We start from the raw sequence: 25,434 nt of genomic DNA, 5'->3' as shown, positions 1-25,434 counted from the left end.
AACGGCAAAGTTTCCAAGGAGAAGCCACGATGGCAACTGTAACAACCAGCGACGGGCTGGCCGACGCGACCGGCATTGCGACCCATGCTGCCGTAACGCCGGGCATGCCGCAGCTGAACTTCGATCACTGGGGCAACCAGATTTTCTGGCTGATCCTCGCGCTGATCGCCACCTACCTGATCCTGTCGCGCGTGGCTCTGCCTCGCATCGGTGCGGTTTTGGCTGAACGCCAAGGGACCATCACCAATGACATCGCGGCTGCCGAAGACCTTAAAGTCAAGGCACAGGAAGCCGAAGCCGCCTATGACAAGGCCCTGATCGACGCCCGTGCCGAGGCACAGCAGATCGTGGCCCAAGCCAAAGCGGACATGCAGGCTGATTTGGATGCCGAAATGGCCAAGGCCGATGCCGAGATTTCCGCGCAAGTGGCGGAATCGGAAAAAGCCATCGCCGAAATTCGCGCGGGCGCCATGGACAACGTACAAGCCGTTGCCAAGGACACCGCAGAAGCGCTCGTCGCTGCCCTTGGTGGCACGGCAGATGCTGCAACCGTTGATGCCGCCGTCGACGCGCGGATGAAAGGATAAGCCATGACCAAATCCATGCGCCTGACACTTTCGACCCTGCTCGCCGGTCTTGCGGCTTCGCCAGCGCTTGCCGCCACGGGGCCTTTCTTTTCGCTGCGCAACACCGATTTCATCGTGTTGCTGGCGTTCCTGCTGTTCCTCGGGATCCTGATCTACTTCAAGGTTCCGACGCTGCTGATCGGCATGCTCGATAAACGTGCCGATGGCATCAAGACCGAGCTGGAAGAAGCCCGCGCCCTGCGTGAAGAAGCGCAAACTTTGCTCGCCTCCTATGAGCGCAAGCAGAAAGAGGTGCAGGATCAAGCGGACCGCATCGTGTCTTCCGCCAAGGAAGATGCCCGTCTTGCTGCCGAACAGGCACGGGCGGATATGGCCAAATCGCTTGACCGTCGCATGGCCGCCGCGAAGGACCAGATCAGCTCGGCCGAGGCCGCCGCTGTGAAGGAAGTCCGCGACCAAGCCGTGACGATCGCTGTGGCCGCTGCGCGCGATGTGATCGCCAAGCAGATGACCGCTGCACAGGGTAACAAGCTGATCGACGATGGCATCGCCCAAGTCGAAGCCAAGCTGCACTAAGCCAGCGCCCCATCGAATTTTGAAAGCCCCGGTTTCGCCGGGGCTTTTTCTTTGCGTTAGGCTTTTATTAACCCAACCGCGACAGGCTCAAACCATGCGTTTGCTTCTTATCATTGCGGTGGTGATCGGCCTTGCGGCTTGTACCGCGCCTAGTCGGGACTTCAGGGGCCTTCCGGCCCAACGCATCACCGTGGAGGGTTCGGTGTTCGATGTGCGCATTCGGGGGAGCGGGCGGAAGCGGTGCGGGTGAACACCCAATACGCGCCGCGCTTTGGCCCCATCCGCGGGCGGGCGGGGCGTGCGATGGCACAGGCGAGCGGCTGCGAGGTGAAAGAGGTCTTGGGCGATCAGGCGCTGGCCGTTGGCGTGTTGGATTGCGACTAGAGGGCGCTTGCTGTGGTTGAGGCGGAACACCGGGCTGTGACTTGGACGGCGTCAGAATGACGACACGCGCCGATCCGGCGGGGCTGGCGGAGGCCAGTCTCGGAAATGGCCGAGAGACGACAATATCTTGTGGATAACCGCCGACCGCCCCCTGTCCCTTGGGGCTTTTGATTGACTCGGACCCGTGCCAAACGGCAAGTTCGCCGCTCAGGCAAGAATCAATCACGGCAGGGCAAACTTGCGTTTTTCCAAACTCAGATTAACCGGCTTCAAAAGCTTCGTGGACCCGACGGACCTCGTCATTTCAGACGGGCTGACCGGGGTCGTGGGGCCGAACGGCTGTGGCAAATCCAACCTGCTCGAAGCCTTGCGGTGGGTCATGGGCGAAAACCGCCCGACCGCCATGCGGGGCGGCGGCATGGAAGACGTGATCTTTGCCGGGGCCGCCTCGCGCCCGGCGCGTAACTTTGCCGAAGTGGCGCTGCATCTCGACAACAGCGACCGGCTGGCGCCTGCGGGCTTTAACGAACAAGACGCGCTTGAGATCGTGCGCCGCATCACCCGCGATGTCGGCAGCGCCTACAAGGTGAACGGCAAGGATGTCCGGGCGCGGGATGTGCAGATGCTCTTCGCCGATGCCTCCACCGGGGCGCATAGCCCGGCGCTGGTCCGGCAAGGGCAGATTGCAGAGCTGATCAACGCCAAGCCGAAAAGTCGCCGCCGCATTCTGGAAGAGGCCGCTGGGATCTCGGGGCTCTACCAGCGCCGCCATGAGGCCGAATTGAAACTTAACGGGGCCGAACAGAACCTCGCGCGTGTTGATGATGTGGTTGAACAATTGGCCGCTCAATTGGCCACGCTGGCCCGGCAAGCGCGGCAGGCCGCGAAGTACCGCGAGATTGGCGAAGCACTGCGCCGCGCCGAGGGCTTGTTGCTCTACCGCCGCTGGCGCGAAGCAGACGAGGCGCGCGGCAAGGCCGAGGATGACCTGCGCGCCCGTGTTGCCGCAACGGCAGAGGCCGAAGCGCAGGTGCGGCGCGTGGCCGAAGGGCGTGAGGAGGCCGAGGCCGCCTTGCCCGCCTTACGCGAGGAAGAAGCGATTGCGACCGCGATTCTGCAACGTCTGACCACACAGCGCGACACGCTGGCCGATCAAGAAACCCGTGCCGCGTCATTGATCGACACCCTGACCAGTCGCATCACCCAGTTGACCCGCGATATCGAGCGGGAAGGCGGGCTGAACCGCGACGCGGAAGAAACGATCGAGCGCCTCGAAAGGGAAGCGTCCGAGCTTGCCACAGCCGATGAGGGGCACGACAGCGCCCTTGAGGCGGCGGCAGAGGCCGCGCGCGAGGCGGCGGAAGTCTTGCAGACCCGCGAGGCGGACCTTTCCCAGCAGACCGAAGATGTCGCCCGTCTGGCGGCGCGGCACAGCTCGGCCGAACGTCTGCTTCAGGACAGCCGCAAAACGCTGGAGAAGTCGGAAGCCGAAGCCCGCAAGGCCCGCGATGCAGTCGCTCAGAGCCAAGCGACCCTCGACAAAGCTGGTGTGGATTTCGCAGCGGCCCAGCAGGCCGAGGCGAGCGCCGTTAGTGCCTCAGCCGCGGCAGATGCGGCTCTTTTGGCTGCGGAAGAAACCCGCGCCGACACGCAGTCGCGCGAAGCCGATGCCCGTGCAGAGCGGTCCGAGGCCGAGGGCGAGGCCAATGCGCTGCGCGCAGAGGTTGGCGCGCTGGCAAAGCTGGTCGAACGCGACACGGCGGAAGGCGGGCAGATCCTCGACCGGTTGCAGGTCGAACATGGGTTTGAAAAGGCGCTCGGCGCGGCTTTGGCCGATGACCTGCGCGCGCCAGAAGTTGCTACCGATCGGCCCTCCGGCTGGTCGATCTTGCCGGGCTACCCAGAGGCGCAGCCGTTGCCCGAAGGGACGACGCCGCTGACGCAGCATGTCACGGTTCCGAAGGTGCTGGAACGCCGCATGAGCCAGATTGGGCTGGTGGATCCTGAGGCGGGCGCGCGGCTTCAGGCGCAGTTGCTGCCCGGGCAACGGCTGGTCTCGGCAGAGGGTGATCTTTGGCGGTGGGACGGGTTCCGAGCCATGGCCGAGGATGCGCCATCGGCTGCGGCCCTGCGCCTGCAGCAGTTGAACCGGTTGGAAGTTCTGAAACAGGCGCTGGAACAGGTGAGCGAACGTGCCGATGCGGCACGGGCCGCGCATGAAACCCTGCAGCAGCAGTTGGCCGAGCAGGCCGAGGCCGACAAACGTGCCCGCGAAGCGCGGCGCGACGCGGATCGACAGGTGGCCGAAGCGGGGCGCGCCCTGAGCCGGGCGGAGGCGGATCGCAACCTTGCTCAAAGCCGTCTGGAATCCCTTGGCCTTGCCGTGAAGCGCCATGAGGAGGCCGCGATTACCGCCCGGGCCGAAGTGATGGACGCCGAACGTACCTTGGCGGGGTTGGACGATCTTGCCGCTGCCCGTGCGACTGTCGACGATATCCGCATGACGGTCGAAGCGTCCCGGATCACGATGATGTCGCGCCGGTCGGCCCATGACGAATTGCGCCGCGAGGGCGAAGCCCGCAGACGCCGGGTGCAAGAGGTCTCGAAAGAGGTCAGCGGCTGGCGGCACCGGTTGGAGACAGCGGGCAAGCGCACCGCCGAATTGGTCGAGCGCAAAGCCGCCTCCGAGGCGGAGTTGGCCGAGGCGGGTGCCGTGCCGGCGGAAATCGCGGCGAAGCGGGAAGAATTGTCAGGTGCGATCACTGCCGCCGAAACGCGACGCACCCATGCGACCGACACGCTGGCCGCCGCCGAAGCTGCGCTGAAGGCGGCGACGGATGCCGAACGCGACGCGGAACGGCAGGCCTCGGACGCGCGGGAAGCCCGCGCCCGGGCCGAGGCGCGCAGCGATGCCGCGCGTGAGACGGTGACCCATGCGGCGGACCGTATTCAGGACGAACGGCAAGTCACGCCCGAGGCCCTGCGCGATGCGCTGGACATCGAGGCGGATCAGACCCCGCCCGTGGACGCGCTGGAAGAGGACGTAAACCGTTACAAAAGGCAGCGGGATTCCTTGGGCGCGGTGAACCTGCGCGCCGAGGATGACGCCAAAGAGATACGCGAAGAGCACGGCGCGCTGCTGACCGAGAAGGCCGATTTGGAAGAGGCAATCAAGACCCTGCGCAGCGGGATCGCGGGCCTCAACCGCGAGGGGCGGGAGCGGCTGCTGACGGCCTTTGAACAGGTGAACGCGAACTTCTCTATGCTGTTTACCCACCTCTTTGGTGGCGGCGAGGCGAACCTCGTGATGGTCGAAAGCGATGATCCATTGGAAGCCGGGTTGGAGATCCTGTGCCAACCGCCGGGCAAGAAGCTGAGCACCCTGAGCCTGCTGTCGGGCGGGGAGCAGACCTTGACCGCGATGGCGCTGATCTTTGCCGTGTTCTTGGCCAATCCGGCGCCGATCTGTGTGCTGGACGAGGTCGACGCGCCGCTTGATGACGCAAATGTGACCAGGTTCTGCGATCTGTTGGATGAGATGTGCCGTCAGACCGATACGCGGTTCCTGATCATCACGCACCATGCGGTGACGATGGCTCGGATGGACCGGCTCTTTGGGGTGACCATGGCGGAGCAGGGGGTCAGCCAGTTGGTTTCTGTCGATCTTAAGAAAGCGGAAACCCTGGTCGCGTAAAGGTGGGAGACGCCGGTTGCGAGGACCGGCCCTTAAAGCGTGCGCGCATCAGGTTGCCGCGGGGTTGCGTGCTGCCGTGAAGCTGTTGCAAGCCGCGTGGCCGAGGCCGTAGTTAGCGTGGACAGAGAGCCGCGATCAGCTTTTGCGCGACACCGTGACGCCAGAGACGTCCTCAATAAACGTTAGAATTCGGGCCTTTACCGCATCGTCCTTGATGGAGCCGATGGCATTCACGATCTCAAGGTGGGGGTCATTGCTGTTCTCGGGGTGGTCGTCATCCAGCCCTTCGAAGAAATAGCCGGGGGTCACATTCAGTATCCGGGCAAGCTCATGCAGGCGGCTGGCGGCAATCCGGTTGGAGCCGATTTCATACTTCTGGATCTGCTGAAACGACAGCTTGAGTTCACGCGCCACATCGGTCTGGGATTGCCTTCGCAGGGTGCGGGCCTGCTTGAGTCGGCGACCGACGTGAACGTCTACAGGGTGGGACATAGTTCAATACCTCAGGTTGAGTACAATACATTCACTACCCGCAATGTGTTGAGGATCAATTGCCTAGATATGGCCCCTTTGGGTTAACCGATTTACCTTGGCTGGATGGATTATGTTGCGTTACCGGATGATTCATGTACCATCCATTGCCTATGAACCAACATATGTCCGATATTGAGCCGGTCGCACCCGTGCCCCCGACCCCGCAAAAGGACCCTGCGCCGGCCCTTTTGTTCGAGATGATACGCTCATTCGTGACCTTGGCACAAACGCTGAACCTCAGCCATGCGGTCGCTCAACTGGCAAGCACGCGGCAAACGGTTCGGCGGCATATCCAGCAATTGGAAGAGGCGATGGGCGCGCCGCTGTTCACCATTGAGAACCGGCGCTATTCCCTGACTAAGGCTGGCGTGGAGGCCTTGCCCGAAGCGCGCGATATCATTGACCGGGGCAAGCTGTGGCTGGATGGCAAGACGCGCCACGCCGACGGGATGCTGCGCCTTTCGCACGAAGAGCCGAACGGATGGAGTTTTCACCAGCAGCAGCAGCCCTTGTCACTGATCTGGGATGGGGGCTCAGCGATGATGCAGGCCGCGCTTCAGGCGTGGTGCATGAGCCGGGGAGAGTTGGAGAGCGAAGCCTTTCGCGCCATGCGCCCCTATGTGCTGGTGTATCGCGACTCGCCCAATGGATGGATCTGTACCGAAGTGGGGGAGAAATCGTTCTACACGCAGTGGTGGGGCTGGACCAACGCGCGCAGCAGCATCGGACGGCCACTGAAGCTGTTTCCGGGCGGGCCCGAGTTTGAGAATATGCTGAACTTCCCCTTTCGAGAGGTGGAGGCGACCTGTGGCGTTCGGTTGGACGAGGTGGTTACCCAAATCCCACGCGAAGAGGGTGGCGAGCCGGTGCCCTTGGCCTACAAACGCCTGCTGATGGCCGGGCGGTATCCGGACAAAAGCTTTGCCCTGATCGCGGCGGTGGACCGGTCGACCTCAGTGAATATCGCCGGTGTTGATGACAGCTTCCTGCGCGAGATGCCTTTGGACGCAAAGGTAACATTCGCAGGCTGACGAACATTGAGGGCAAGATGCAAAAAGGGCCGCCCATCAAGGCGGCCCTTTCTGTTTTGGATGCTAACGCAAAGGCTTAGCTGATCGCTGCGGCTTTCACATCGTCGTCGATATAGGGCAGGTATTGTTCAAAGTTGTCCGAGAACATCTTGACCAGTTTGGCCGCCTGACGGTCATAGGATTCCGGATCGTCCCATGTGCGGCGCGGGTCGAGCAGGATGTCGGCGACGCCGTTGACCGAAACCGGAACGTCGAAGCCAAAGTTCGGGTCTTTGCGGTATTCAGCCTCTGCCAGACGCCCCTCAAGCGCGGCACTCAGCAAAGCGCGGGTGGCTTTGATCGGCATCCGCGAGCCGGTGCCGTAGGCGCCGCCGGTCCAGCCGGTGTTGACCAGCCAGCAGGTGGCACCATGCTGGGCGATCTTCTCGCGCAGGAGGTTGCCGTAGACCTCGGGGCGGCGCGGCATGAAGGGCGCGCCGAAACAGGTGGAGAATGTGGGCTCAGGCTCGGTCACACCACGCTCGGTGCCCGCCACCTTGGAGGTGAAGCCCGACAGGAAGTGGTACATCGCCTGCGCCGGGCTGAGCCGCGCAATCGGAGGCAACACACCGAAGGCATCGCAGGTCAGCATGATGATGTTCTTGGGGTGGCCCCCGACGGCCTTCTCGCTGGCGTTGGAGATATAGTGCAGCGGGTAGGCGGCGCGCATGTTGGCCGTGAGCGAGTCGTCGTCGAAGTCCAGCTCGAAGGTATCGGGGTCAAAGACCATATTCTCGATCACCGTGCCGAACTTGGAGGTCGTCGCGTAGATTTCCGGCTCTGCCTCGGGGTTGAGGTTGATGGTCTTGGCATAGCAGCCGCCTTCGAAGTTGAAGGTGCCGTTGTCGGACCAGCCGTGCTCATCGTCGCCGATCAACGTGCGCTCAGGGTCAGCCGAGAGGGTGGTTTTGCCGGTGCCCGACAGACCAAAGAAAACGGCCGTATCAACGGGGTTTCCGGTGGCATGGTTGGCCGAGCAGTGCATCGGCATGATGCCCTTTTCCGGCAGCAGGTAGTTCAGCAGGGTGAAAACCGACTTCTTGTTCTCGCCCGCGTATTCGGTGCCGCCGATGAGGATCATCTTGCGGTCGAAGTTCATCGCGATCACAGTCTCGCTGCGGCAGTTGTGCTTGGCCGGATCGGCCTGGAAGCTGGGGCAGTTGATCACGGTGAAATCGGCGGTGAAGTCCTGCAGCGCTTCGGCATCGGGGCGGCGCAGCATGGTGCGGATAAAGAGGCCGTGCCATGCCAGTTCCGTCACCATCCGCACGTTGATCGCGTGCTTGGGGTCGGCACCGCCAACGAGGTCTTGGACGAAGTAGTCATTGCCTTGCATGTGAGCGATCATGTCTTGATAGAGCGCGTCAAACCCTTCGGGCGACATCTCGGCGTTGTTTTCCCACCAGATGCTGTCGGCCACGCTGTCGGTTTTGACCACATGTTTATCTTTGGGCGACCGGCCTGTGAACTTGCCGGTGGTCACCAGAAAGGCACCGCCTTTGCCGAGGCTGCCTTCGCCCCGTTTCAATGCCGCCTCGACCAGCGCAGGCTCGGTCAGGTTGTAATAGACATCGCCGAGCCCGCTGATCTGTTGATCTTCGAGGCTGAACTGCGGGTTTACCCGTCCAAATGTCATATGATGTCTCCTGTGGTAGCGCGTGAGCAGCGCAGTACGTGTCCGAGCGGGCGCAATTGCCCTGGGCATCGGGGGCCTTGAGAGCCTCTTAACACGGGCGTTTTCAGGTTGAACAGGCAGCTTTGTCACAGTTAGCGCCATCATGTAAAACTTTGTTTCGAAGCGCTTAGATCCCGGCCCAAAGCGATGCGCACCGCCCTAGTCTTCTCTTGGGTGAGAGTAATTAAAGTGCGGCAATTTAGCCATTCCTAACCAAATTATGACCGAATTGGTGCATCTCAAAGGCACGATTCGCACTTAAGGATTGATTCGATCTGTAATATTGGAGATCACTGACTCCAAAAATAAGAACGAATTGAGCAGCATAAGGAAGCAGGCAATGTCAAAGATTGCATTGGTAGACGATGACAGGAACATCCTGACATCTGTTTCGATGACTCTTGAAGCTGAAGGCTTCGAAGTGGAGACCTACAACGATGGCCAAGCCGCGTTGGACGCCTTCAACAAGAAACTGCCGGATATGGCAGTGCTGGACATCAAGATGCCCCGCATGGACGGCATGGATCTGCTGCAACGTTTGCGTCAGAAAACCGCGATGCCGGTGATCTTTTTGACCTCCAAGGATGATGAGATCGACGAGGTGCTGGGCCTGCGCATGGGGGCCGATGACTACGTCAAAAAGCCGTTCAGCCAGCGCCTGCTGGTCGAGCGTATTCGCGCCCTTCTGCGCCGCCAGGACGCGGTAGAGACGAATGAGGTGGGCGATACCGAAGAGACCAAAGTGATGGAACGTGGCGATCTGCGGATGGACCCGTTACGCCACGCGGTCAGCTGGAAGGGCAAGGACGTGTCTCTGACCGTGACCGAATTCCTGCTGTTGCAGGCTCTCGCACAGCGCCCCGGTTTCGTGAAGTCGCGCGACCAACTGATGGACGTGGCCTATGACGATCAGGTCTATGTGGATGACCGGACGATCGATAGCCACATCAAGCGCCTGCGCAAAAAGATGCGCAGCGCGGATGATGAATTCTCGGCGATCGAGACGCTTTACGGCATCGGCTATAGATATAACGAAGAGTAAACCCGGCGCTTAACGCGGGTCGAAAGGAAGCTTGTGCGGGACATGACTGCTGGCAGGGACGGTGATGTTGTACTGGGGGACGATTGGGTCACTCCTGACAGTGCCGCGCCGGATGAAATTCGGGTCAAGCGCGAACGGCGGGGGCTGTTCTCGCTCCGCTCCTCGCCGCTGACACGCAAGATCATTACCTTTAATCTCATCGCGCTCAGCGTTCTGGTGGCGGGGATCCTCTACCTCAATTCCTCGCGCGACAGTCTGGCGCTACAACGCGCCGCGGCGCTGGTGTCCGAGACGGAGCTGATCGCCGATGTGATCGAAGCGCAGCTTCCCGCAGGCGCACCTGTGAACCTGACCACCGGCGACGGTGTCGACGTGGCCGCCACGCTTGAGGGGCTGGACCTGCGCGGCGGCATCGAAGTTTTCGTCTATGACCCGGCGGAAACGCTGGTGGCCCGCACCGCTGGCAGCCTCACCGTTGCCGAAGCCCTCGCCGCTTCCGAGGCGGGCGAGCGGACACTGTTGAACGACGGGTTGAACTGGCTTTGGGAGCGGGTCTCGGCCCCCTTCGGCACGGATGAGGTCACCGCCTCCCCGCCGCTCGAAGAACAGTTGCGCGGCATGGTCGGCACCAGCGTGACTGGCGGCACCCGGCTGGAAGGCACGCTTGCCATCGAAGGAGGCACGCTGTTCAGCGTTGTGACCCCCATCATGCAGGGCGACACCCCCGTCGGCGTGGTCGCCGTGGCCAGCGCGGCGGGAGAGATTGACCGTCTTGTGCGCAGCGAACGTGAGCGCGTTTTGCAGATGTTCGTCATCGCCACACTGGTCTCTATCGGGCTCAGCCTCGTGCTGGCCTCGACCATTGCCAACCCGCTGGCCGAACTGTCCACTGCCGCCGAACTTGGCCGCGACAAGGATGCGCGCAAGATGAACCCCGGCCGCATTCGCATCCCCGACCTGACCGCGCGCCCCGACGAGATCGGCCGCCTGTCAGGCGCACTGCGCGGGATGGTCTCGGCGCTTTACAACAGGATCGACGGTAACGAACAATTCGCCGCCGATGTGGCCCATGAGATCAAGAACCCGCTCGCCTCTCTGCGGTCTGCTGTCGGCACCCTGCGCATGGTCAAACGCGACGACCAACGCGAGAAGCTGCTGGATGTGATTGAGCATGACGTGCGCCGCCTCGACCGGCTGGTCAGCGACATCTCCAATGCTTCGCGGCTTGATTCCGAACTGGTTAAGGAAGAGGAAGAGCCCTTCGACCTGCTGCAAATGCTGGGCAATCTGGGCCAGTATCTGGGCGAGGATGCGAAATCCAAGGGCATTGACTTTATCACCGATCTGCCCGCCGCGCCGATCACCGTACATGGGCTTGAGGCCCGTTTGGCGCAGGTTTTTGTGAACCTCATCACAAACGCGATCTCCTTTTGCGAAGATGGCGATGCGATCCGGGTCTGGGCGCGCAAGCGTGCCAACCGCGTGCTGATCGTGGTCGAGGACACCGGCCCCGGCATTCCCGAACAGGCGCTTGGCAAGATTTTCAAACGCTTCTATTCGCAGCGCCCGGAAGAGCATTTCGGCAATAACTCAGGTCTCGGCCTCGCGATTTCGAAACAGATCGTCGAAGCCCACGGCGGCGTGATCTGGGCCGAGAATATTCGCCCAACCGAAGCCGACATCACCTCCGAACCGCTCGGCGCGCGTTTTGTCGTGGGGCTGCCTACATAAAGCACGGGCGCGGGGCCTGATATGACAGTCGAGCGCGAAAACCTCCACGCCAGCTGCGTGGCGATCAACGGGCGTGGGGTGCTGATCCTCGGCCCCTCCGGCGCGGGCAAATCGGCCCTTGCCTTGCAATTGATGGCCCTCGGCGCCACGCTGGTGGCAGATGACCGAACCGATGTCACCCGCCATGGCGAGCAGGTGATCGCCAGCGTTCCTGACACGATCCGCGGCCTGATCGAGGCGCGTTACGTGGGCATCTTGCGGGTCGAAGATCACGGCCCCGTGCCCTTGGGCCTTGTCGTCGATCTGGCCCATACCGAACACCAGCGCTTTCCTGAGCGCCACAGCCATCTGATACAGGGTGTCACGTTGCCCTGTTTTCACAAATGCGATAGCGCTCATTTTGCGGCAGCAATTCATCTGTATATAGCAGGTGTGAAAGAACCGAATTGATCAGTCAGACCTCATCAACAGACCCCGCCACTCGGCGGTTGGTCCTTGTCACCGGCCCTTCGGGCGCCGGACGCTCCTCTGCGCTTAACGTGCTGGAGGATGCGGGCTTTGAGGCGATCGACAATCTGCCGCTGCGTTTGCTGCCCGCGCTGCTTGACCGTCCCGGCGATGCGCAGTCGGTGGCCTTGGGCATCGACGCGCGCAACCGCGACTTCTCAACCGAAGGTGTGTTGGAACTGATGGGCCGCCTGTCGGCCGAGCAGGGGTGGAGCGCGGAACTACTCTATCTCGACTGTGCGCCCGATGTGCTGTTGCAGCGATTTTCCGAAACCCGCCGCCGCCACCCGCTGGCCCCCGCCGACCGCCCCGTTGACGGCATCACCCGCGAGCAAGAGCTGCTACACCCGATCCGCGCCCGCGCCGATGTGTTGATCGACACGACCACGCTCAACGTCCACGAGCTGCGCGCCGAGGTGGAGCAGTGGTTCGCCCCCGGCGGCCAGCGCCACCTCACGGTCTCGGTGCAGAGCTTTTCCTACAAACGCGGCCTGCCGCGCGGCGTCGATGTGGTGCATGACTGCCGTTTCCTTAGAAACCCCTATTGGGTGCCCGAATTGCGCAGTGGCGACGGGCGGGATGCAGCTGTCGCGGCCCATGTGGCAGGCGATAAACGCTACACAGAATTCGCCGACAAGGTGCTCGACCTTAGCCTGCTTTTACTGCCCGCCTACCGCGAAGAGGGCAAATCGCATATCTCCATCGCATTTGGCTGCACGGGCGGGCAACACCGCTCCGTCGCCATGGCGGAAGATCACGCTTTGCGCCTTGCAGAGCAGGGCTGGCAGGTGTCAATTAGGCACCGTGAGCTGGACCGTCAGCATCGTGAGGAAAATAAGCCGTGATCGGGATCGTCATCGTCGCACATGGGGGGCTGGCGCAAGAGTATCTTGCCGCCATCGAACATGTCGTGGGATCCCAATTCGGCGTCCGCGCCATCGCGATCGAGGCCGACCACGACCGCGCCGACAAAGAACGCGAGATCTGCACCGCCGCCGATGCGGTGGACCAAGGCGCCGGCGTTGTGGTCGTCACCGATCTTTTCGGCGGATCACCCTCAAACCTCAGCCTCTTGGCGTGCCGCCCGGAAAACCGTCGGATCATCTACGGCGCGAACCTGCCAATGCTGATCAAACTCGCCAAATCGCGGCATATGGATGTGCCCGATGCCGTGCGTGCCGCACTCGAAGCTGGTAAGAAGTATATCGACAGCCAGAATGTCAGCGCAGGTTAGAAGGCCCCAGTACGTCATGCCCGAATTTTCTTTAAAGATCGTAAACGAAAAAGGCCTGCACGCGCGCGCCTCCGCCAAATTGGTCGAAGTGGTCGAGGCTTTTGATGCCCGCGCCGAAGTCAGCAAGGATGGCATGTCGGCCTCAGGCGACAGTATCATGGGGCTGTTGATGCTCGGCGCCTCCCGCGGCACCTCGATTGATGTCCAAACTTCCGGCCCCGATGCCGATGCCTTGGCCGACGCTTTGACCGCCCTCGTAGCGGATAAGTTCGGCGAAGGGTGCTAAGCCCGCCGGGCGGGAAAAAGGATCCTCCGACCCCATGGATGACGCGCAAAAGCAGGCGGCCAAATCGGCCCAGACAGGTAACGGTACGGTGACCTTCACCAAATACGACCGCCGCAGCCTGTCTTATGCCTCGACCTTCGATGACCCATGGAAGGCGCGTGTGATCTCCGCGATGGAGCTTTTCACAGGCAAGCTCAAAATCCTGCGCCTGATCCGCAAGTTTGAGCAACGCGGCACCCCCTCGGGCCAAGCCTTCTGGCGCGCCGCACTCGACACGATGGGCATCGATCTCACCACCCCGCAAGAGCAGCTTGACCGCATCCCCAAAGAAGGGCCGGTCGTGGTCGTGGCGAACCACCCCCACGGCATGGTCGACGGCATGATTTTCGCCGATCTCATCGGCCGTGTGCGCCCCGACTACCGTATCCTCACCCGGTCGCTGCTCACGTCGATCGACGAGGTGGCCGGCAGCTACATGATCCCGGTGCCTTTCCCGCACGACCCGGATGCGCAGCGTAAAGGCGTTGAAATGCGCGCCAAAGCCATGGCCCACCTCAAAGACGGCGGCGTTGTGGCGCTATTCCCCTCCGGCGTCGTTGCCGCATCGGAAAGCTGGTGGGGCCCCGCGGTCGAGGCGGAATGGAACGTTTTCACCGCCAAGATGATCCGCCGCTCTGGTGCGCAGGTGGTCCCTATGCGCTTCCCCGGTCAGAACAGCCGCGCCTATCAGATCGCGAACAAACTCAGCCCGATGCTGCGCCAAGGGTTGTTGCTGCATGAAATCGCCCACGCCTGCGACAAGCCCCAAGGACCGATCGTCGGCCATCCGCTTGCCCAAGAACAGGTCGACCGCTGGGCCGACGACCCGCGCGGCTTCATGGCTTGGCTCCGCGCCCACACTCTGGCGCTGACCAACTGATCTTCATCCTTTTAAAAATACCCGCGGGGGAATCGCGCCAATGGCGCGATGGGGGCAGGGCCCCCAACACCCTTACGGCTTAGCGCGTCGGTACCGGTGTCTCGCCCCGGTAATCATAGAACCCGCGCTGCGTTTTGCGGCCCAACCACCCGGCTTCGACATATTTGGTCAGCAGCGGGCAGGGGCGGTATTTCGTATCGGCCAGCCCATCATGCAGCACGTTCATGATCGCCAGACAGGTGTCCAGACCGATGAAATCCGCCAGTTCCAGAGGGCCCATCGGATGGTTGGCCCCCAGCTTCATCGAACTGTCGATCGACTCGACGTTGCCGACCCCTTCATAAAGCGTATAGACCGCCTCGTTGATCATCGGCATCAGGATGCGGTTCACGATAAAGGCTGGGAAATCCTCGGCCGAGGCGGCGGTCTTGCCCAAGCGGTCCACCACGGCTTTGCAGGCGTCATAGGTCTCCTTATCCGTGGCAATGCCGCGGATCAGTTCGACCAATTGCATCACCGGCACGGGGTTCATGAAATGAAAGCCCATGAATTTCTCGGGGCGGTCGGTGCGGCTGGCCAGACGGGTGATCGAGATCGAAGAGGTGTTCGAGGTCAGGATCGTCGTCGGTTTCAGATGCGGGATCAGATCTTCGAAAATCGCCTGTTTCACCGTTTCCCGTTCCGTGGCGGCTTCGATCACCAGATCGCTCTGGCCCAGATCGCTCAGCGTCTGGGTCGTGGTGATGCGCGCCATGGCGGCATCGCGCTCGGCGGCGGTGATCTTTTCGCGGCTGACTTGACGGTCCATATTGCCGGTCACGGTTTTCATCGCTTTGGCCAGCGCATCGGCGCTGACATCGTTCAGCAGCACGTCGTAGCCCGCCAGCGCCATGACATGGGCGATCCCGTTGCCCATTTGCCCTGCTCCCACGATACCGATTTTCTGGATGTCCATGGCCTGTCCTTTGCTTGAGTTCGGCGCACAATAGGGCGCGTGGCGGGGGTGCCGCAAGGGCAGCTGTTTACGAAAACTCACGGCAAATTCGCCCGTTAACAGAATCGCAGCCCCTACCGTGCAATCTGGCTTTGGGTGAACAACAAAGGTGGGTTCAATGACCTATGACACAGTGGGGCCAGCGCCTCTGGACTATTTGCCATGCCGCTATGGTACCTCAAAGCTGATGTTTCGCGGCCCCCGCCGCAGGCTGGAGGCGCCCTATATCGCCTTTCTCGGCGGGACGGAGACCTATGGCAAATTCATTGAGGAGCCGTTTCCCGCGCGGGTCGAAGCCGAGATCGGCAAAACTTGTGTGAATTTCGGTTTTCCCAACGCGGGGATCGACGCCTTTGCGCATGATCCTTTCGTCGCGCAGGCCGCTTCGCAGGCGGATGTGACGGTGGTTCAGGTCATGGGCGCGCAGAACATGACCAACCGTTTCTATTCGGTCCACCGGCGCCGGAACGACCGGTTTGTCGGGGCTTCCGCGCTGTTGCAGACGATCTACCGCGAGGTCGATTTTTCCCAGTTCCACTTCAACCGCCACATGCTGACCCACCTCATGCAAGTCTCGCCCGAGCGGTTTGAGGCGGTGCGCGCAGAGCTTCAGCAAGCCTGGCTGGCGCGCATGCGTTTGATGCTGGGGCAGATACAGGGGCGCACGCTTTTGCTTTGGTTGGCCGACCGCCCGCCGGTCGCGGAGGCAGAGCAGCCGGTCGGGGAGTTGGGCCATGATCCGCTGTTCGTGACCCGCGAAATGTTGGACGCGGTGGCCCTACATGCCACGGCCAAGATCGAGGTCGTCTCTCCCAAAGACCCCTTTGCCGGGCCGACCGCTGGCATGGTGGTCAGCGAATTCGAGGCGCAGGCCGCGTCGGAAATGCTGGGCCCGATGGCCCATGCCAATGCCGCCGCCGCCCTGACCGATGCGCTGCAAAGCATGTCCTGACGCTCCCGGTACAGGCGCATGCAACGAAAAGGCCCGCCGAGAACGGCGGGCCTTTGGTGTTTCACGTGAAGAGCTTTACAGCTTTTCGATAAGTTCCGGCACGGCGTCGAAAAGGTCCGCCACAAGGCCATAGTCGGCAACTTGGAAGATCGGCGATTCTTCGTCTTTGTTGATCGCGACGATGATCTTGGAGTCCTTCATCCCCGCAAGGTGCTGGATCGCACCGGAGATGCCGACCGCAATATAGAGGTCAGGAGCCACAACTTTACCAGTCTGACCAACCTGCCAATCGTTCGGGGCATAGCCCGAATCAACTGCCGCGCGCGAGGCGCCAACAGCCGCGCCAAGTTTGTCGGCCAGTTTTTCGATCAGGGCGAAGTCCTCTTCGGAGCCGACGCCACGACCACCGGAAACCACCACGCCTGCGCTTGTCAGCTCGGGGCGGTCCGATTCGGCGACCTTGTCTTCGACCCATGTGGACAGGCCGGGGTTGTCGGCAGCCGAGATGGTCTCGACCGAAGCAGAGCCGCCTTCACCCGCGGCATCGAAGGTCGATGTGCGGAAGGTGATGACTTTCTTGGCGTCGTTCGACTTCACGGTCTGCACCGCGTTGCCCGCATAGATCGGGCGCTCGAATGTGTCGGCGTCGACAACGCCCGAAGCATCCGAAATCACCATGACATCAAGCAGGGCCGCGACGCGGGGCATGATGTTCTTGGCATCCGTGGTGGCGGGCGCGACGATGTGGTCGTAGTCACCAGCCAGCGACACGATCAGTGCTGCGGTGGCTTCGGCCAGACGGTGGCCCAGCATCTCGTCTTCGGCGACCAGCACCTTGGAGACGCCATCGATCTTGGCCGCCGCTTCGCCTGCCGCCGCGGCAGAGCTGCCCGCCGCCAGAATGGTCACGTCGCCCAATTTCTTGGCCGCCGTTACCGCCTTGGCGGTGGCGTCCATCGACAATTCACCATCAGAGATTTCGGCAATCAGAAGAACAGCCATTACACAGCCCCCGCTTCTTTGAGTTTCGCCACAAGCTCGTCAACCGAACCAACCTTGATGCCAGCGGCACGCTCGGCAGGCTCGACGGTTTTGACGATTTCCAAGCGGTTGGAGACATCGACGCCGTAATCTTCGGCGGTTTTCTCATCCAGCGGCTTTTTCTTGGCCTTCATGATGTTGGGCAGCGAGGCATAGCGCGGCTCGTTGAGGCGCAGGTCCACGGTGACAACGGTCGGCATGGTAACCTCGATGGTCTGCAGGCCGCCGTCGACTTCGCGGGTCACTTTGGCCTTGTCGCCTTCAATGGCGATCTCGGAGGCAAATGTTGCCTGAGACCAACCCATCAGCGCCGAGAGCATCTGCCCGGTGGCGTTCATGTCGTTGTCGATCGCCTGTTTGCCGCAGAGCACGAGGCCCGGCTGTTCTTCGTCGACGATCGCTTTCAGGATCTTGGCGACGGCCAGCGGCTCGATGTCCTTGTGCACATCGTCCGAAGCAATCACGAGGATCGCGCGGTCCGCGCCCATCGCCAGCGCCGTGCGCAGGGTTTCCTGCGCCTGTTTCACACCGATGGAGACCGCGACGATCTCTTCGGCCTGACCGGCTTCTTTCAGGCGGATGGCCTGTTCGACGGCAATTTCGTCAAACGGGTTCATCGACATTTTCACATTGGCAAGATCAACACCCGATCCATCCGCTTTGACGCGAACTTTCACGTTATAGTCGATCACGCGTTTGACAGGCACCAGTACCTTCATGAGCGGTCTCTCTCCTCAGTTTGTGACGCGGGCTGGTGGCCCGGTCTCCCTAATTCTCCACACGGGTGTAACGAAGCGGATCGGATCAAAACAGGCCAAAATCGGCAGGTCGGCAGTTTTGAACGCGGCGTTTTCCCCGATTTTTGTCTGTTAGCGCTATTTTATGCGCGGTTCGCGCCCGGCACCCAGAGCACGTCTTCCTTGCCCGCGTTATTGGCCATACGCGCGGCGACGAAGAACCAATCGCTGAGACGGTTCAGATAGGTGACACAGGCCGGGTTGATCGCCGTTTGCTCTGACAGCAGAACCGCCAGCCGTTCGGCGCGGCGCGCCACGGTGCGGCAAACATGCAGATGTGCGGCCAGCGCGCGGCCACCGGGCAGGATGAAGCTCCGTAGCGGCTCCAACTCGGTGTTCATCACGTCGATCTCGCGTTCAAGCCGGTCAACCTGTTCTTGCGTGACCCGCAGGGGCGGGTATTCTGCATCGCGGTCGGCCTCCATATCGGGGCGGCAAAGGTCGGCGCCCAGATCAAAAAGGTCGTTCTGGATGCGGGCCAGTGCTTCGTCCGTGGCGCCGGTGGCTTCAAGCCGGGCAACGCCGACAAAGCAGTTCAACTCATCCGAGGTGCCATAGGCCTCGACCCGCGCGTCATGTTTGGCGACACGTTCGCCATTGCCAAGCGCGGTCGTGCCCTTGTCCCCGGTGCGGGTGTAAATCTTGTTCAGTACAACCATCAGATCGTGCCCCCTCGGAAATAGACATAGGCGAGGATCAGCAGCACGGCGATGAACTGCGCGATGATCCGCCAGCGCATCAGTTTGTTGGCGTTGCGTTTGTTGAATTTTCCCCCGTGGCAAAGCCGCCCAGCCCCATCAGGAGCACAACGGCGACCGCCACGACGGAAAGCAGGACGATCACGAAAAACGGATCATTTGGCATGGGCTGTCCTTTCGTTGCCCCGAGATGTAGCGGCGCAGGGCAGTCGCGCAACCAAAATCAGCGGCTGGTGACCCAGTCCAGCGCCCGCGTCGGCAGGATACGCCGCAAAACACCGGCGATATGGGTTGGGGTTGTGACGAAATAGCGCGGGCGGGGCCGGGGGATTCGACGGCATGGGCCAGTTTCTCGACCACCGCCTCGGGCGGGAGTTCGAAACGGTCCTTTTTGCCGCTGTCGTCATAGAGCCGGGGGCGCATGGTGGCCTCATACTCCGCCGCGCGGGGGCTGTTTTTCCAGTCGATCCAACGCTCAAAGCGCGGGATCGCCTTGGTCCGCAGCTTTGAGGTGACGGGGCCGGGTTCGATCAGGATCAACTCAACCCCCGTGCCGCGCATTTCAAGCCGCAGGGTGTCGGTCAGCCCCTCCAGCGCGAATTTCGTGGAGTTATACGCCCCGCGCCATGGCATCGCCACCATGCCAAGCACCGAAGAACATTGCACGATCCGCCCATGCCCTTGATTGCGCATCACCGGGATCACCGCGCGGGTCAGGCTGTGCCAGCCAAAGAAATTCGCCTCGAATATCTCGCGCAGCGCATCGGTGGGAAGGTCTTCGACCAGTCCGGGCGTGGCGTGGGCGCCGTTGTTAAAGACAGCATCCAAGGTGCCGCCGGTTTGCTCTAGTACTTGGGCGAGGGCCGACTGGATGCTGGCCTCATCGGTATAATCGAGACGGGGCGCGTCGAACCCTTCGGCGCTCAGCCGGTCGCAATCCGCTTGTTGGCGGCAGGCGGCAAAGACGCGCCAGCCGCGGGCGCGCATGCCATGGGCGGCGGCATAGCCGATGCCGCTGGAACAACCGGTGATGAGGATGGAACGGGTCGCAGTCATGCAAAGGGCCCTTCATTTGAAAGGCCCTTCATCGCTCGATGCTGTAAGATTGGCAAGTTAGCCGTTGTTGAGCAGGAAGTCGGCCATCCAACCGGATGCCGTGCCGTCGACGCTGCGAAAGCGCACCCAACCGGCACCGTTGTCTTCGACCACCTCTACGGCGTCACCTTTGCCCAGTTTCCCGACCACACCGAAATTGGTGCCCGGCCCACCGCGGACATTGACGCGGGTGCCATTCACTTTGCGAATGTCGGCCTGCGTAGTGCTGACATAGGTCGTGCCGTTGTCGGTGGCGTTGATCAGGCTTGGAATGACGACTGGCGCATTGGCGCTTGTGGTCGAATAGGCGGCCTTTTCTACTTTGGGGGTGCTGGTGCTGACAGCTTTGACGACTTTCGCGCCAGCGCGGTCCGCGGGGGTGGCCACGGCCTTTTGCACCATCGCGTCATTGGCCTGCGGCAAGTCGCTGAGTGTCGTAAGGTTCAGCGCCACGCGGGTCGCAGTCACATCCCGTGCCGGTGCGGGCTCGGCGAAGGGGGTGATGGGGCTTTCGGCCTTGCGGGCTGCATTTGCCGCGGCGGCGGTGACAAGCTTGGACGAGGTCGTGCCGGCTTCTGCGCTGGCGATCAGCGCCGATGCTGCCGTCTCAGAGCTGGCCATCTGCGGGCCTGCTGGCACGAAATCCGCCCCGCCGCTCATCTCGTAGAATGCCCAGCCCATGAAACCAAATGTCAAAAAGATGAACCGTTTCATTTTGCTGTTCCTTGTCCCGTGTCAAAACCATGTTGCTGTTGAGAGACCAACGCGAAACTTCGCGAATGGTTCAATTCCGATTGGCAAGAATTCGCATATCCGGAAAGTATTGCTTTTTTCTCACTTGAAACCGTGTTGGCGACCTTTTTCCCGAGTCGACTGCGGGCAAAGGGCGGGCAATCTGTCGCTTGCCCGCTCTGCCGTGCTTGGCTAAAAGACCCGTCATGTCAGACATAAGCACACCCCCAGAACTCGACCCGAATGACCTGTCCGAGCCGCTGCGCCGCGCCTTGGGAGAGCGGTATCTGACCTATGCCTTGAGCACGATCATGCACCGGGCGCTGCCGGATGCGCGCGATGGGTTGAAACCGGTGCACCGCCGCATCCTTTATGCCATGCGCGAGTTGCGGCTGTCCTCGACGGGCGGCTTCCGTAAATCGGCGAAGATTTCGGGCGACGTGATGGGGAACTATCACCCGCATGGCGATGCCGCGATCTATGACGCGATGGCGCGTCTGGCGCAGGATTTCAACGTGCGCTATCCGCTGGTCGACGGGCAGGGCAACTTTGGCAACATCGACGGCGATAACCCGGCGGCCTCGCGCTATACCGAGGCGCGGATGACCGCCGTGGCCGAAGCCATGCTGGAAGGGCTGAACGAGAACGCCGTCGATTTCCGTGAGAATTACGATGGCACGCTGACCGAGCCGGTGGTGCTGCCCGCGCAATTTCCGAATCTGCTGGCGAATGGTTCTTCGGGCATCGCCGTGGGCATGGCGACAAACATTCCGCCGCATAACATTGCCGAGCTGTGTGACGCCTGTATTCACCTGATCAAGACGCCCGACGCCCGCGACGAGACGTTGTTGAACTACGTCCCCGGCCCGGATTTCCCCACCGGTGGCGTGATCGTCGAGCCGCCTGAGAATATCGCCAATGCCTACCGCACGGGCCGCGGCTCTTTCCGGCTGCGTTGTCGTTGGGAAGTTGAGGACCTTGGCCGGGGCGCTTGGCAGATTGTCGTTACCGAAATTCCCTATCAGGTTCAGAAATCCAAGCTGATCGAAAAGATCGCCGAACTGATCCAGACCAAGAAGATCCCGATTCTTGCCGATGTCCGCGACGAATCCGCCGAAGACATCCGCATGATTATCGAGCCGCGCTCGAAGAACGTCGATCCGAACGTGCTGATGGGGATGCTGTTCCGCAACTCGGACCTTGAGGTGCGCTTCTCGCTCAACATGAACGTGTTGATCGATGGCCAAACGCCCAAGGTCTGCTCGCTCAAGGAAGTGTTGCGCGCTTTCCTTGACCACCGGCGCGAGGTGCTGCAACGCCGCTCGCGGCACCGGATGGACAAGATCGACCACCGGCTTGAGGTGCTGCAGGGCCTGATCACGGCCTTTCTGAACCTTGACCGGGTGATCGAGATCATCCGCTACGACGACGACCCCAAAGCCGCCTTGATGTACGAGGATTGGAGCCGTGCGCATCAGGATACGCTGAGCCGCGCGATGGACGAATCCGCCTATGTCTCGCCCTTGGCGGGGGTCGATGTGTCGAAACTGGCGGTCATCGCGGATGCCGAGGCCGAAGCCACCGGCGTGCTGACTGATAGCGGTGACACCCGCGCCATCCCGCACAGCTATGCAGGCCGCGAGAATGGCCTGTCGGATGTGCAGGCCGAGGCGATCCTCAACATGCGCCTGCGGTCCTTGCGGCGTTTGGAAGAAGACGCGCTGGTGAAAGAGCGTGACACGCTGATGACCGAACGCGCGGGTCTCGAAGACCTGCTGGAAAGCGACGACCTGCAATGGTCCACCATCGCTGACCAGCTGCGCGCGACGAAAAAGCAGTTCGGCAAGGACTGGGTGATCGACGGCATCAAGCGCGGCCAGCGCCTGACCGAATTCGACACCGCCGGAGAGGTTGAGGATGTCCCGATTGAGGCGATGATCGACCGCGAGCCGATTACCGTGGTCTGCAGCCAGATGGGCTGGATCCGCGCCATGACCGGCCATATCGATCTGAACCGCGAGTTGAAGTTCAAAGACGGCGACGGCCCGCGCTTTATCTTCCATGCCGAAACGACGGACCGGTTGCTGGTCTTCGGCTCGAACGGGCGTTTCTACACCGTCTCCGCCGCCAACCTGCCCGGCGGGCGCGGCATGGGCGAGCCTTTGCGTCTGATGGTTGATCTGCCTAACGAAGTGCAGATCGTGTCACTCTTTATCCACCAGCCGGGGCGCAAGCTGTTGGTTGCCTCAACGGCAGGCGACGGTTTCGTGGTGCCCGAGGATGACGTCGTGGCCCAGACCCGCAGCGGCAAACAGGTGCTCAACGTGCGTGGCGAAGGCGTCTCGGCGCTGGTCTGTCATCCGGTGTCGGGCGACAGCGTCGCCACCGTGGGCGAGAACCGCAAGGTGCTGGTCTTTGGCCTTGATGAATTGCCCGAGATGGGCCGGGGCAAGGGCGTGCGCCTGCAGAAGTACAAGGATGGCGGCCTGTCGGACGCCACGACCTTCACGCGGGAAGCGGGCCTCAGCTGGCAAGACCCGGCGGGCCGGACACGTACCGAGGCCGATCTGGCAGAATGGACCGGCAAGCGCGCAAGCTCGGGCCGGATGGCGCCGCGCGGCTTCCCGCGCGACAACAAATTCACGTGAAACAGCCGCGCCTTTCGGGGCGCGGTCAGTCCAGCGGCTCGGCGGTCATCCAGACGCCGCCCTCGGGGCGCAGGGTCAGGATCATCACCGGCTCCGGGTCCTTGCCCGGCACAGGCGTGAACTTGAACCGCCCCAGCAGGGTGGCGAGGATGATTACAGCCTCCTGCAACGCAAAGCTCGCCCCGATGCAGATGCGCGGTCCGTCCCCGAAGGGCAGATAGGCATAGCGGTCAATCGCCTTGCGGTCGGCGAAGCGCTCGGGCCGGAAAGCATCGGGATCGTCCCAAAGCAGTTCATTGCGGCCTAGCGCGTAGATCGGGATCATCACCGTGTCGCCGGGGCGGATTTCGCGGTCGCAGAGCCTGTCGTGCTTTTGCGCCGTGCGCGAAATGATCCCGGCGGCGGGGTAGAGCCGCAGCGCCTCGTCGATGATCATCCGCACCAAGGGCAGCTTGTCCGCATCGTCGCCGGTGCAGGCACGGCCTTGCAGCACATCGCGCACCTCGGCGCGGGCGCGTGCCTGCATCTCGGGGTCGAACCCCATGAGGTACATCGACCAAGCCAGCGTCAGTGCCGTTGTCTCATGCCCCGCGACGATGAAGGTCAAGAGGTTATCGCGTAGCTCTCCGGTGTTCATCCGGCGCTTGGTCTTGGGGTCTTCGCCCTCCAACAGCAGGTCCAGCAGATCTGGCGTGCCGTCATGGCCGCGCGCCACCCGCGCTTCGATCGCCTGATCGGCCATCGCCTTCATTTGCTTCAGCGCCTGACCGGACATCATCCGCCCCGGACGCGGCAGCCAATCGGGCAGGCCGAGGATATCGAAGAGGCTGATCTTGCCCGCCTCGGCGATATAGTCGTCGATGGCGCCATGCACTTTGTCGCGGTCAAAGGTGCCATCGCCTGAGAAGGTCACGTCGCCGATCACCTCGAAAGTCGTCGTCACCATCTCATCGAGCATGTTGACCGCGCGCGGCCCCGCAGCGGCGATGCGCTTGGCTGAGCGGTCGGCGGCGGCGCTCATCACCGGGGCAAGGTTGCGCACGTTGCGCTGCGAAAAGACAGGGGCCGCCGCCCGACGCTGCCAGCGCCAATGCGCGCCCTCTGCAATGAAGAGCGATTCCCCGATGGCCGGGCGCAGCAGGTTCTTGGTGACATCGGACTTCGGGTAGTCCTCCAGCCGGTCGAGCAGGATTTCCCGGATAGCACCCGGATCCATCACCATATGCCAGCGCTTGCCGGTCTTGCCCGAAACCATGGGCTGGGTGGTGGCGATCTTGGGGATGATGCTCAGCACGTTGCGCCGCGCCATCTGCAAACTGCCGAGCATTCCCACAGGCTCGGTCACCAGCGGTACGCGCACGGGCAGGGGGATGGTTGGGTCATGATGCTGTCCTCACTCATATCCAAGATAGACCGGACCGGCGGGCGCGCAACTGCGGCAAATGATTGCGCCCCTCCCGGCCATCGGCTACCCCTTTTCGAAATCTTAACGCCCCCGAAGGATTGCCCATGTTCCGAGTTCTTGCCCTGTTGACCTTCGTCGCGACGCTGGCCGCCTGCAACGGGGCCTCCGACCTCGACAAAGCGCCGACCCCGCTGGGGGACTTCAACCTGCACCACAATATCGTCGTGGCGCCCAAAGCGCAGAAGGGGCCGCTGAGCCGCGAGGTCAGCAAAGAAGAACTGGCCGAGGCCGTGCGCGCCGCCACCGCCGAACGCTTTGACCGCTACGATGGGGAGCGCCTCTATCACTTTGGCATCAGCGTCGAAGGCTACGTGCTGGCACAGCCGGGCATCCCACTGGTCTTTGCCCCGAAGTCGATCCTGATCCTTAACCTCACGGTCTGGGATGACGCGAAGAACATGAAGCTGAACCCCGAGCCGCATCAGATCACTGTCTTCGAATCCCTCGATCAGGGCCCGGTCGTGGGCTCGGGCTATACCAAATCCGCCGAAGAGCAGCTCAAGAACCTCAGCCAGAACGCGGCCAAGTCGATCGAGACCTATCTGGTCAAGCAAAACCGCGAAGAGGGTTGGTTCAGCGGTGGTGTGGCATCGTCGCCTGCCGGGGAGCCAGAGGATAAATAACCCCCGTCGGAACGCGCCGAACCGCTGCCGCATGGCCCCGATGGGCTTTAAGTGGCCCCAAGACGCAAGTCACGCTTGATTTTACCGCCCGAACCCAATACATCGCCCGCCAGATAGGGTTCGGGTCCCCGTTGGGGCCCCTCAATTAAA

Annotated in this window: 23 protein-coding genes and 2 pseudogenes; 15 read left to right on the top strand and 10 right to left on the bottom strand. The window is 62.1% G+C overall.

Going from position 1 to position 25,434, the window contains the following annotated elements:
• Positions 1-29 precede the first annotated feature (29 nt).
• The 4 genes from ACFQAU_RS06095 (at position 30) to smc (ending at position 5,241) form a co-directional block, all read left to right on the top strand.
• Positions 30-587 (top strand): F0F1 ATP synthase subunit B', encoded by a 558-nt coding sequence (locus ACFQAU_RS06095; RefSeq protein WP_132443758.1) that lies wholly within the window; start codon positions 30-32, stop codon positions 585-587.
• A 15-nt stretch (positions 588-602) separates the two neighbouring features.
• Entirely contained in the window at positions 603-1,163 is a 561-nt protein-coding gene (locus tag ACFQAU_RS06090; RefSeq protein WP_120352287.1) for a F0F1 ATP synthase subunit B, read from the top strand.
• Positions 1,164-1,409: 246 nt separating this feature from the next.
• Positions 1,410-1,547: a hypothetical protein gene (locus tag ACFQAU_RS06085; protein WP_386281186.1), complete on the top strand. Its 138-nt coding sequence runs from the start codon at positions 1,410-1,412 to the stop codon at positions 1,545-1,547.
• 238 nt (positions 1,548-1,785) lie between these two features.
• Positions 1,786-5,241 (top strand): chromosome segregation protein SMC, encoded by a 3,456-nt coding sequence (gene smc / locus ACFQAU_RS06080; RefSeq protein ID WP_132443756.1) that lies wholly within the window; start codon positions 1,786-1,788, stop codon positions 5,239-5,241.
• 135 nt (positions 5,242-5,376) lie between these two features.
• Here the strand turns inward: smc and ACFQAU_RS06075 are convergent, their stop codons facing one another.
• The gene (locus ACFQAU_RS06075) at positions 5,377-5,733 is read right to left on the bottom strand and encodes a helix-turn-helix domain-containing protein (protein ID WP_120351895.1); all 357 of its coding nucleotides are present in this window, start codon (positions 5,731-5,733) and stop codon (positions 5,377-5,379) included.
• 164 nt (positions 5,734-5,897) lie between these two features.
• On the opposite strand from ACFQAU_RS06075, the gene ACFQAU_RS06070 reads away from it, so the two are divergent.
• The gene (locus ACFQAU_RS06070; protein WP_240791549.1) at positions 5,898-6,806 is read left to right on the top strand and encodes a LysR family transcriptional regulator; all 909 of its coding nucleotides are present in this window, start codon (positions 5,898-5,900) and stop codon (positions 6,804-6,806) included.
• A gap of 76 nt (positions 6,807-6,882) precedes the next feature.
• On the opposite strand, the gene ACFQAU_RS06065 is transcribed toward ACFQAU_RS06070, so the two are convergent.
• Positions 6,883-8,481, bottom strand: a complete 1,599-nt coding sequence (locus ACFQAU_RS06065; RefSeq protein ID WP_120351893.1) for a phosphoenolpyruvate carboxykinase — start codon at positions 8,479-8,481, stop codon at positions 6,883-6,885.
• Positions 8,482-8,860: 379 nt separating this feature from the next.
• Here ACFQAU_RS06065 and ACFQAU_RS06060 point away from each other — a divergent pair, with 379 nt between their 5' ends.
• From ACFQAU_RS06060 to ACFQAU_RS06030, 7 genes are read left to right on the top strand one after another with little or no spacing between them, the layout of a single operon-like run.
• The gene (locus ACFQAU_RS06060) at positions 8,861-9,562 is read left to right on the top strand and encodes a response regulator transcription factor (RefSeq protein ID WP_067260621.1); all 702 of its coding nucleotides are present in this window, start codon (positions 8,861-8,863) and stop codon (positions 9,560-9,562) included.
• A 42-nt stretch (positions 9,563-9,604) separates the two neighbouring features.
• Entirely contained in the window at positions 9,605-11,293 is a 1,689-nt protein-coding gene (locus ACFQAU_RS06055; RefSeq protein ID WP_120351892.1) for a sensor histidine kinase, read from the top strand.
• Positions 11,294-11,314: 21 nt separating this feature from the next.
• Positions 11,315-11,743 (top strand): HPr kinase/phosphorylase, encoded by a 429-nt coding sequence (locus ACFQAU_RS06050; RefSeq protein WP_132443755.1) that lies wholly within the window; start codon positions 11,315-11,317, stop codon positions 11,741-11,743.
• Positions 11,740-12,645, top strand: a complete 906-nt coding sequence (gene rapZ, locus ACFQAU_RS06045; protein ID WP_132443754.1) for an RNase adapter RapZ — start codon at positions 11,740-11,742, stop codon at positions 12,643-12,645. Before ACFQAU_RS06050 ends, rapZ begins: the two co-directional genes overlap by 4 nt.
• Positions 12,642-13,034, top strand: coding sequence for a PTS sugar transporter subunit IIA (locus ACFQAU_RS06040; protein WP_120351889.1), 393 nt, complete (start codon positions 12,642-12,644; stop codon positions 13,032-13,034). Before rapZ ends, ACFQAU_RS06040 begins: the two co-directional genes overlap by 4 nt.
• A 16-nt stretch (positions 13,035-13,050) precedes the next feature.
• Positions 13,051-13,320: an HPr family phosphocarrier protein gene (locus tag ACFQAU_RS06035; RefSeq protein WP_132443753.1), complete on the top strand. Its 270-nt coding sequence runs from the start codon at positions 13,051-13,053 to the stop codon at positions 13,318-13,320.
• A gap of 34 nt (positions 13,321-13,354) precedes the next feature.
• On the top strand, positions 13,355-14,239 hold the full coding sequence (locus ACFQAU_RS06030) for a lysophospholipid acyltransferase family protein (protein ID WP_132443752.1): 885 nt from the start codon (positions 13,355-13,357) through the stop codon (positions 14,237-14,239).
• Positions 14,240-14,318: 79 nt separating this feature from the next.
• Here ACFQAU_RS06030 and ACFQAU_RS06025 read toward each other — a convergent pair whose 3' ends face one another.
• Positions 14,319-15,194, bottom strand: coding sequence for a 3-hydroxybutyryl-CoA dehydrogenase (locus tag ACFQAU_RS06025; protein WP_067623959.1), 876 nt, complete (start codon positions 15,192-15,194; stop codon positions 14,319-14,321).
• A 157-nt stretch (positions 15,195-15,351) separates the two neighbouring features.
• Here ACFQAU_RS06025 and ACFQAU_RS06020 point away from each other — a divergent pair, with 157 nt between their 5' ends.
• A complete protein-coding gene (locus ACFQAU_RS06020) occupies positions 15,352-16,185 on the top strand; it encodes a DUF6473 family protein (protein ID WP_120351886.1) in 834 nt (277 codons plus the stop codon).
• A gap of 75 nt (positions 16,186-16,260) precedes the next feature.
• Here the strand turns inward: ACFQAU_RS06020 and ACFQAU_RS06015 are convergent, their stop codons facing one another.
• The 6 genes and pseudogenes from ACFQAU_RS06015 to ACFQAU_RS05990 all read right to left on the bottom strand — a co-directional run bounded on the left by ACFQAU_RS06015 (position 16,261) and on the right by ACFQAU_RS05990 (position 20,530).
• Positions 16,261-17,187 carry an electron transfer flavoprotein subunit alpha/FixB family protein gene (locus tag ACFQAU_RS06015; protein WP_132443751.1) on the bottom strand — a complete coding sequence of 309 codons (927 nt, stop codon included), beginning with the start codon at positions 17,185-17,187 and terminating at the stop codon, positions 16,261-16,263.
• Positions 17,187-17,945 (bottom strand): electron transfer flavoprotein subunit beta/FixA family protein, encoded by a 759-nt coding sequence (locus ACFQAU_RS06010; protein WP_132443750.1) that lies wholly within the window; start codon positions 17,943-17,945, stop codon positions 17,187-17,189. Before ACFQAU_RS06010 ends, ACFQAU_RS06015 begins: the two co-directional genes overlap by 1 nt.
• Before the next feature lie 161 nt (positions 17,946-18,106).
• Positions 18,107-18,682 carry a cob(I)yrinic acid a,c-diamide adenosyltransferase gene (locus ACFQAU_RS06005; RefSeq protein ID WP_132443749.1) on the bottom strand — a complete coding sequence of 192 codons (576 nt, stop codon included), beginning with the start codon at positions 18,680-18,682 and terminating at the stop codon, positions 18,107-18,109.
• Positions 18,682-18,887: pseudogene (locus tag ACFQAU_RS06000) on the bottom strand (twin transmembrane helix small protein). The gene ACFQAU_RS06005 and the pseudogene ACFQAU_RS06000 overlap by 1 nt, the downstream one beginning before the upstream one ends.
• 57 nt (positions 18,888-18,944) lie before the next feature.
• Positions 18,945-19,777, bottom strand: a pseudogene (locus tag ACFQAU_RS05995) (SDR family NAD(P)-dependent oxidoreductase).
• 57 nt (positions 19,778-19,834) lie between these two features.
• Positions 19,835-20,530, bottom strand: a complete 696-nt coding sequence (locus ACFQAU_RS05990; protein WP_132443748.1) for an SH3 domain-containing protein — start codon at positions 20,528-20,530, stop codon at positions 19,835-19,837.
• A gap of 224 nt (positions 20,531-20,754) precedes the next feature.
• Between ACFQAU_RS05990 and ACFQAU_RS05985 the strand changes: the two genes are divergently transcribed.
• Entirely contained in the window at positions 20,755-23,196 is a 2,442-nt protein-coding gene (locus tag ACFQAU_RS05985; protein WP_132443747.1) for a DNA topoisomerase IV subunit A, read from the top strand.
• Positions 23,197-23,221: 25 nt separating this feature from the next.
• Here ACFQAU_RS05985 and ACFQAU_RS05980 read toward each other — a convergent pair whose 3' ends face one another.
• Entirely contained in the window at positions 23,222-24,523 is a 1,302-nt protein-coding gene (locus ACFQAU_RS05980) for a cytochrome P450 (RefSeq protein WP_386283821.1), read from the bottom strand.
• 182 nt (positions 24,524-24,705) lie between these two features.
• On the opposite strand from ACFQAU_RS05980, the gene ACFQAU_RS05975 reads away from it, so the two are divergent.
• Positions 24,706-25,284 (top strand): hypothetical protein, encoded by a 579-nt coding sequence (locus tag ACFQAU_RS05975; protein WP_067623938.1) that lies wholly within the window; start codon positions 24,706-24,708, stop codon positions 25,282-25,284.
• Positions 25,285-25,434: the final 150 nt, after the last annotated feature.

It is taken from the genome of Sulfitobacter profundi (assembly GCF_042661425.1).
Lineage (GTDB): Bacteria > Pseudomonadota > Alphaproteobacteria > Rhodobacterales > Rhodobacteraceae > Sulfitobacter > Sulfitobacter profundi.
Note: the sequence above shows the minus strand (reverse complement) of the source record. Positions and strands in the feature narration are given on the sequence as shown.

Coding starts and splice junctions, on each gene's coding strand:
- ACFQAU_RS06095 (WP_132443758.1), top strand. CDS start 30: ATGGCAACTGTAACAACCAGCGACGGGCTGGCCGACGCGACCGGCATT.
- ACFQAU_RS06090 (WP_120352287.1), top strand. CDS start 603: ATGCGCCTGACACTTTCGACCCTGCTCGCCGGTCTTGCGGCTTCGCCA.
- ACFQAU_RS06075 (WP_120351895.1), bottom strand. CDS start 5,733: ATGTCCCACCCTGTAGACGTTCACGTCGGTCGCCGACTCAAGCAGGCC.
- ACFQAU_RS06070 (WP_240791549.1), top strand. CDS start 5,898: ATGTCCGATATTGAGCCGGTCGCACCCGTGCCCCCGACCCCGCAAAAG.
- ACFQAU_RS06065 (WP_120351893.1), bottom strand. CDS start 8,481: ATGACATTTGGACGGGTAAACCCGCAGTTCAGCCTCGAAGATCAACAG.
- ACFQAU_RS06060 (WP_067260621.1), top strand. CDS start 8,861: ATGTCAAAGATTGCATTGGTAGACGATGACAGGAACATCCTGACATCT.
- ACFQAU_RS06055 (WP_120351892.1), top strand. CDS start 9,605: ATGACTGCTGGCAGGGACGGTGATGTTGTACTGGGGGACGATTGGGTC.
- ACFQAU_RS06050 (WP_132443755.1), top strand. CDS start 11,315: ATGACAGTCGAGCGCGAAAACCTCCACGCCAGCTGCGTGGCGATCAAC.
- ACFQAU_RS06035 (WP_132443753.1), top strand. CDS start 13,051: ATGCCCGAATTTTCTTTAAAGATCGTAAACGAAAAAGGCCTGCACGCG.
- ACFQAU_RS06030 (WP_132443752.1), top strand. CDS start 13,355: ATGGATGACGCGCAAAAGCAGGCGGCCAAATCGGCCCAGACAGGTAAC.
- ACFQAU_RS06025 (WP_067623959.1), bottom strand. CDS start 15,194: ATGGACATCCAGAAAATCGGTATCGTGGGAGCAGGGCAAATGGGCAAC.
- ACFQAU_RS06020 (WP_120351886.1), top strand. CDS start 15,352: ATGACCTATGACACAGTGGGGCCAGCGCCTCTGGACTATTTGCCATGC.
- ACFQAU_RS06015 (WP_132443751.1), bottom strand. CDS start 17,187: ATGGCTGTTCTTCTGATTGCCGAAATCTCTGATGGTGAATTGTCGATG.
- ACFQAU_RS06010 (WP_132443750.1), bottom strand. CDS start 17,945: ATGAAGGTACTGGTGCCTGTCAAACGCGTGATCGACTATAACGTGAAA.
- ACFQAU_RS06005 (WP_132443749.1), bottom strand. CDS start 18,682: ATGGTTGTACTGAACAAGATTTACACCCGCACCGGGGACAAGGGCACG.
- ACFQAU_RS05990 (WP_132443748.1), bottom strand. CDS start 20,530: ATGAAACGGTTCATCTTTTTGACATTTGGTTTCATGGGCTGGGCATTC.
- ACFQAU_RS05985 (WP_132443747.1), top strand. CDS start 20,755: ATGTCAGACATAAGCACACCCCCAGAACTCGACCCGAATGACCTGTCC.
- ACFQAU_RS05980 (WP_386283821.1), bottom strand. CDS start 24,523: ATGCTCGGCAGTTTGCAGATGGCGCGGCGCAACGTGCTGAGCATCATC.
- ACFQAU_RS05975 (WP_067623938.1), top strand. CDS start 24,706: ATGTTCCGAGTTCTTGCCCTGTTGACCTTCGTCGCGACGCTGGCCGCC.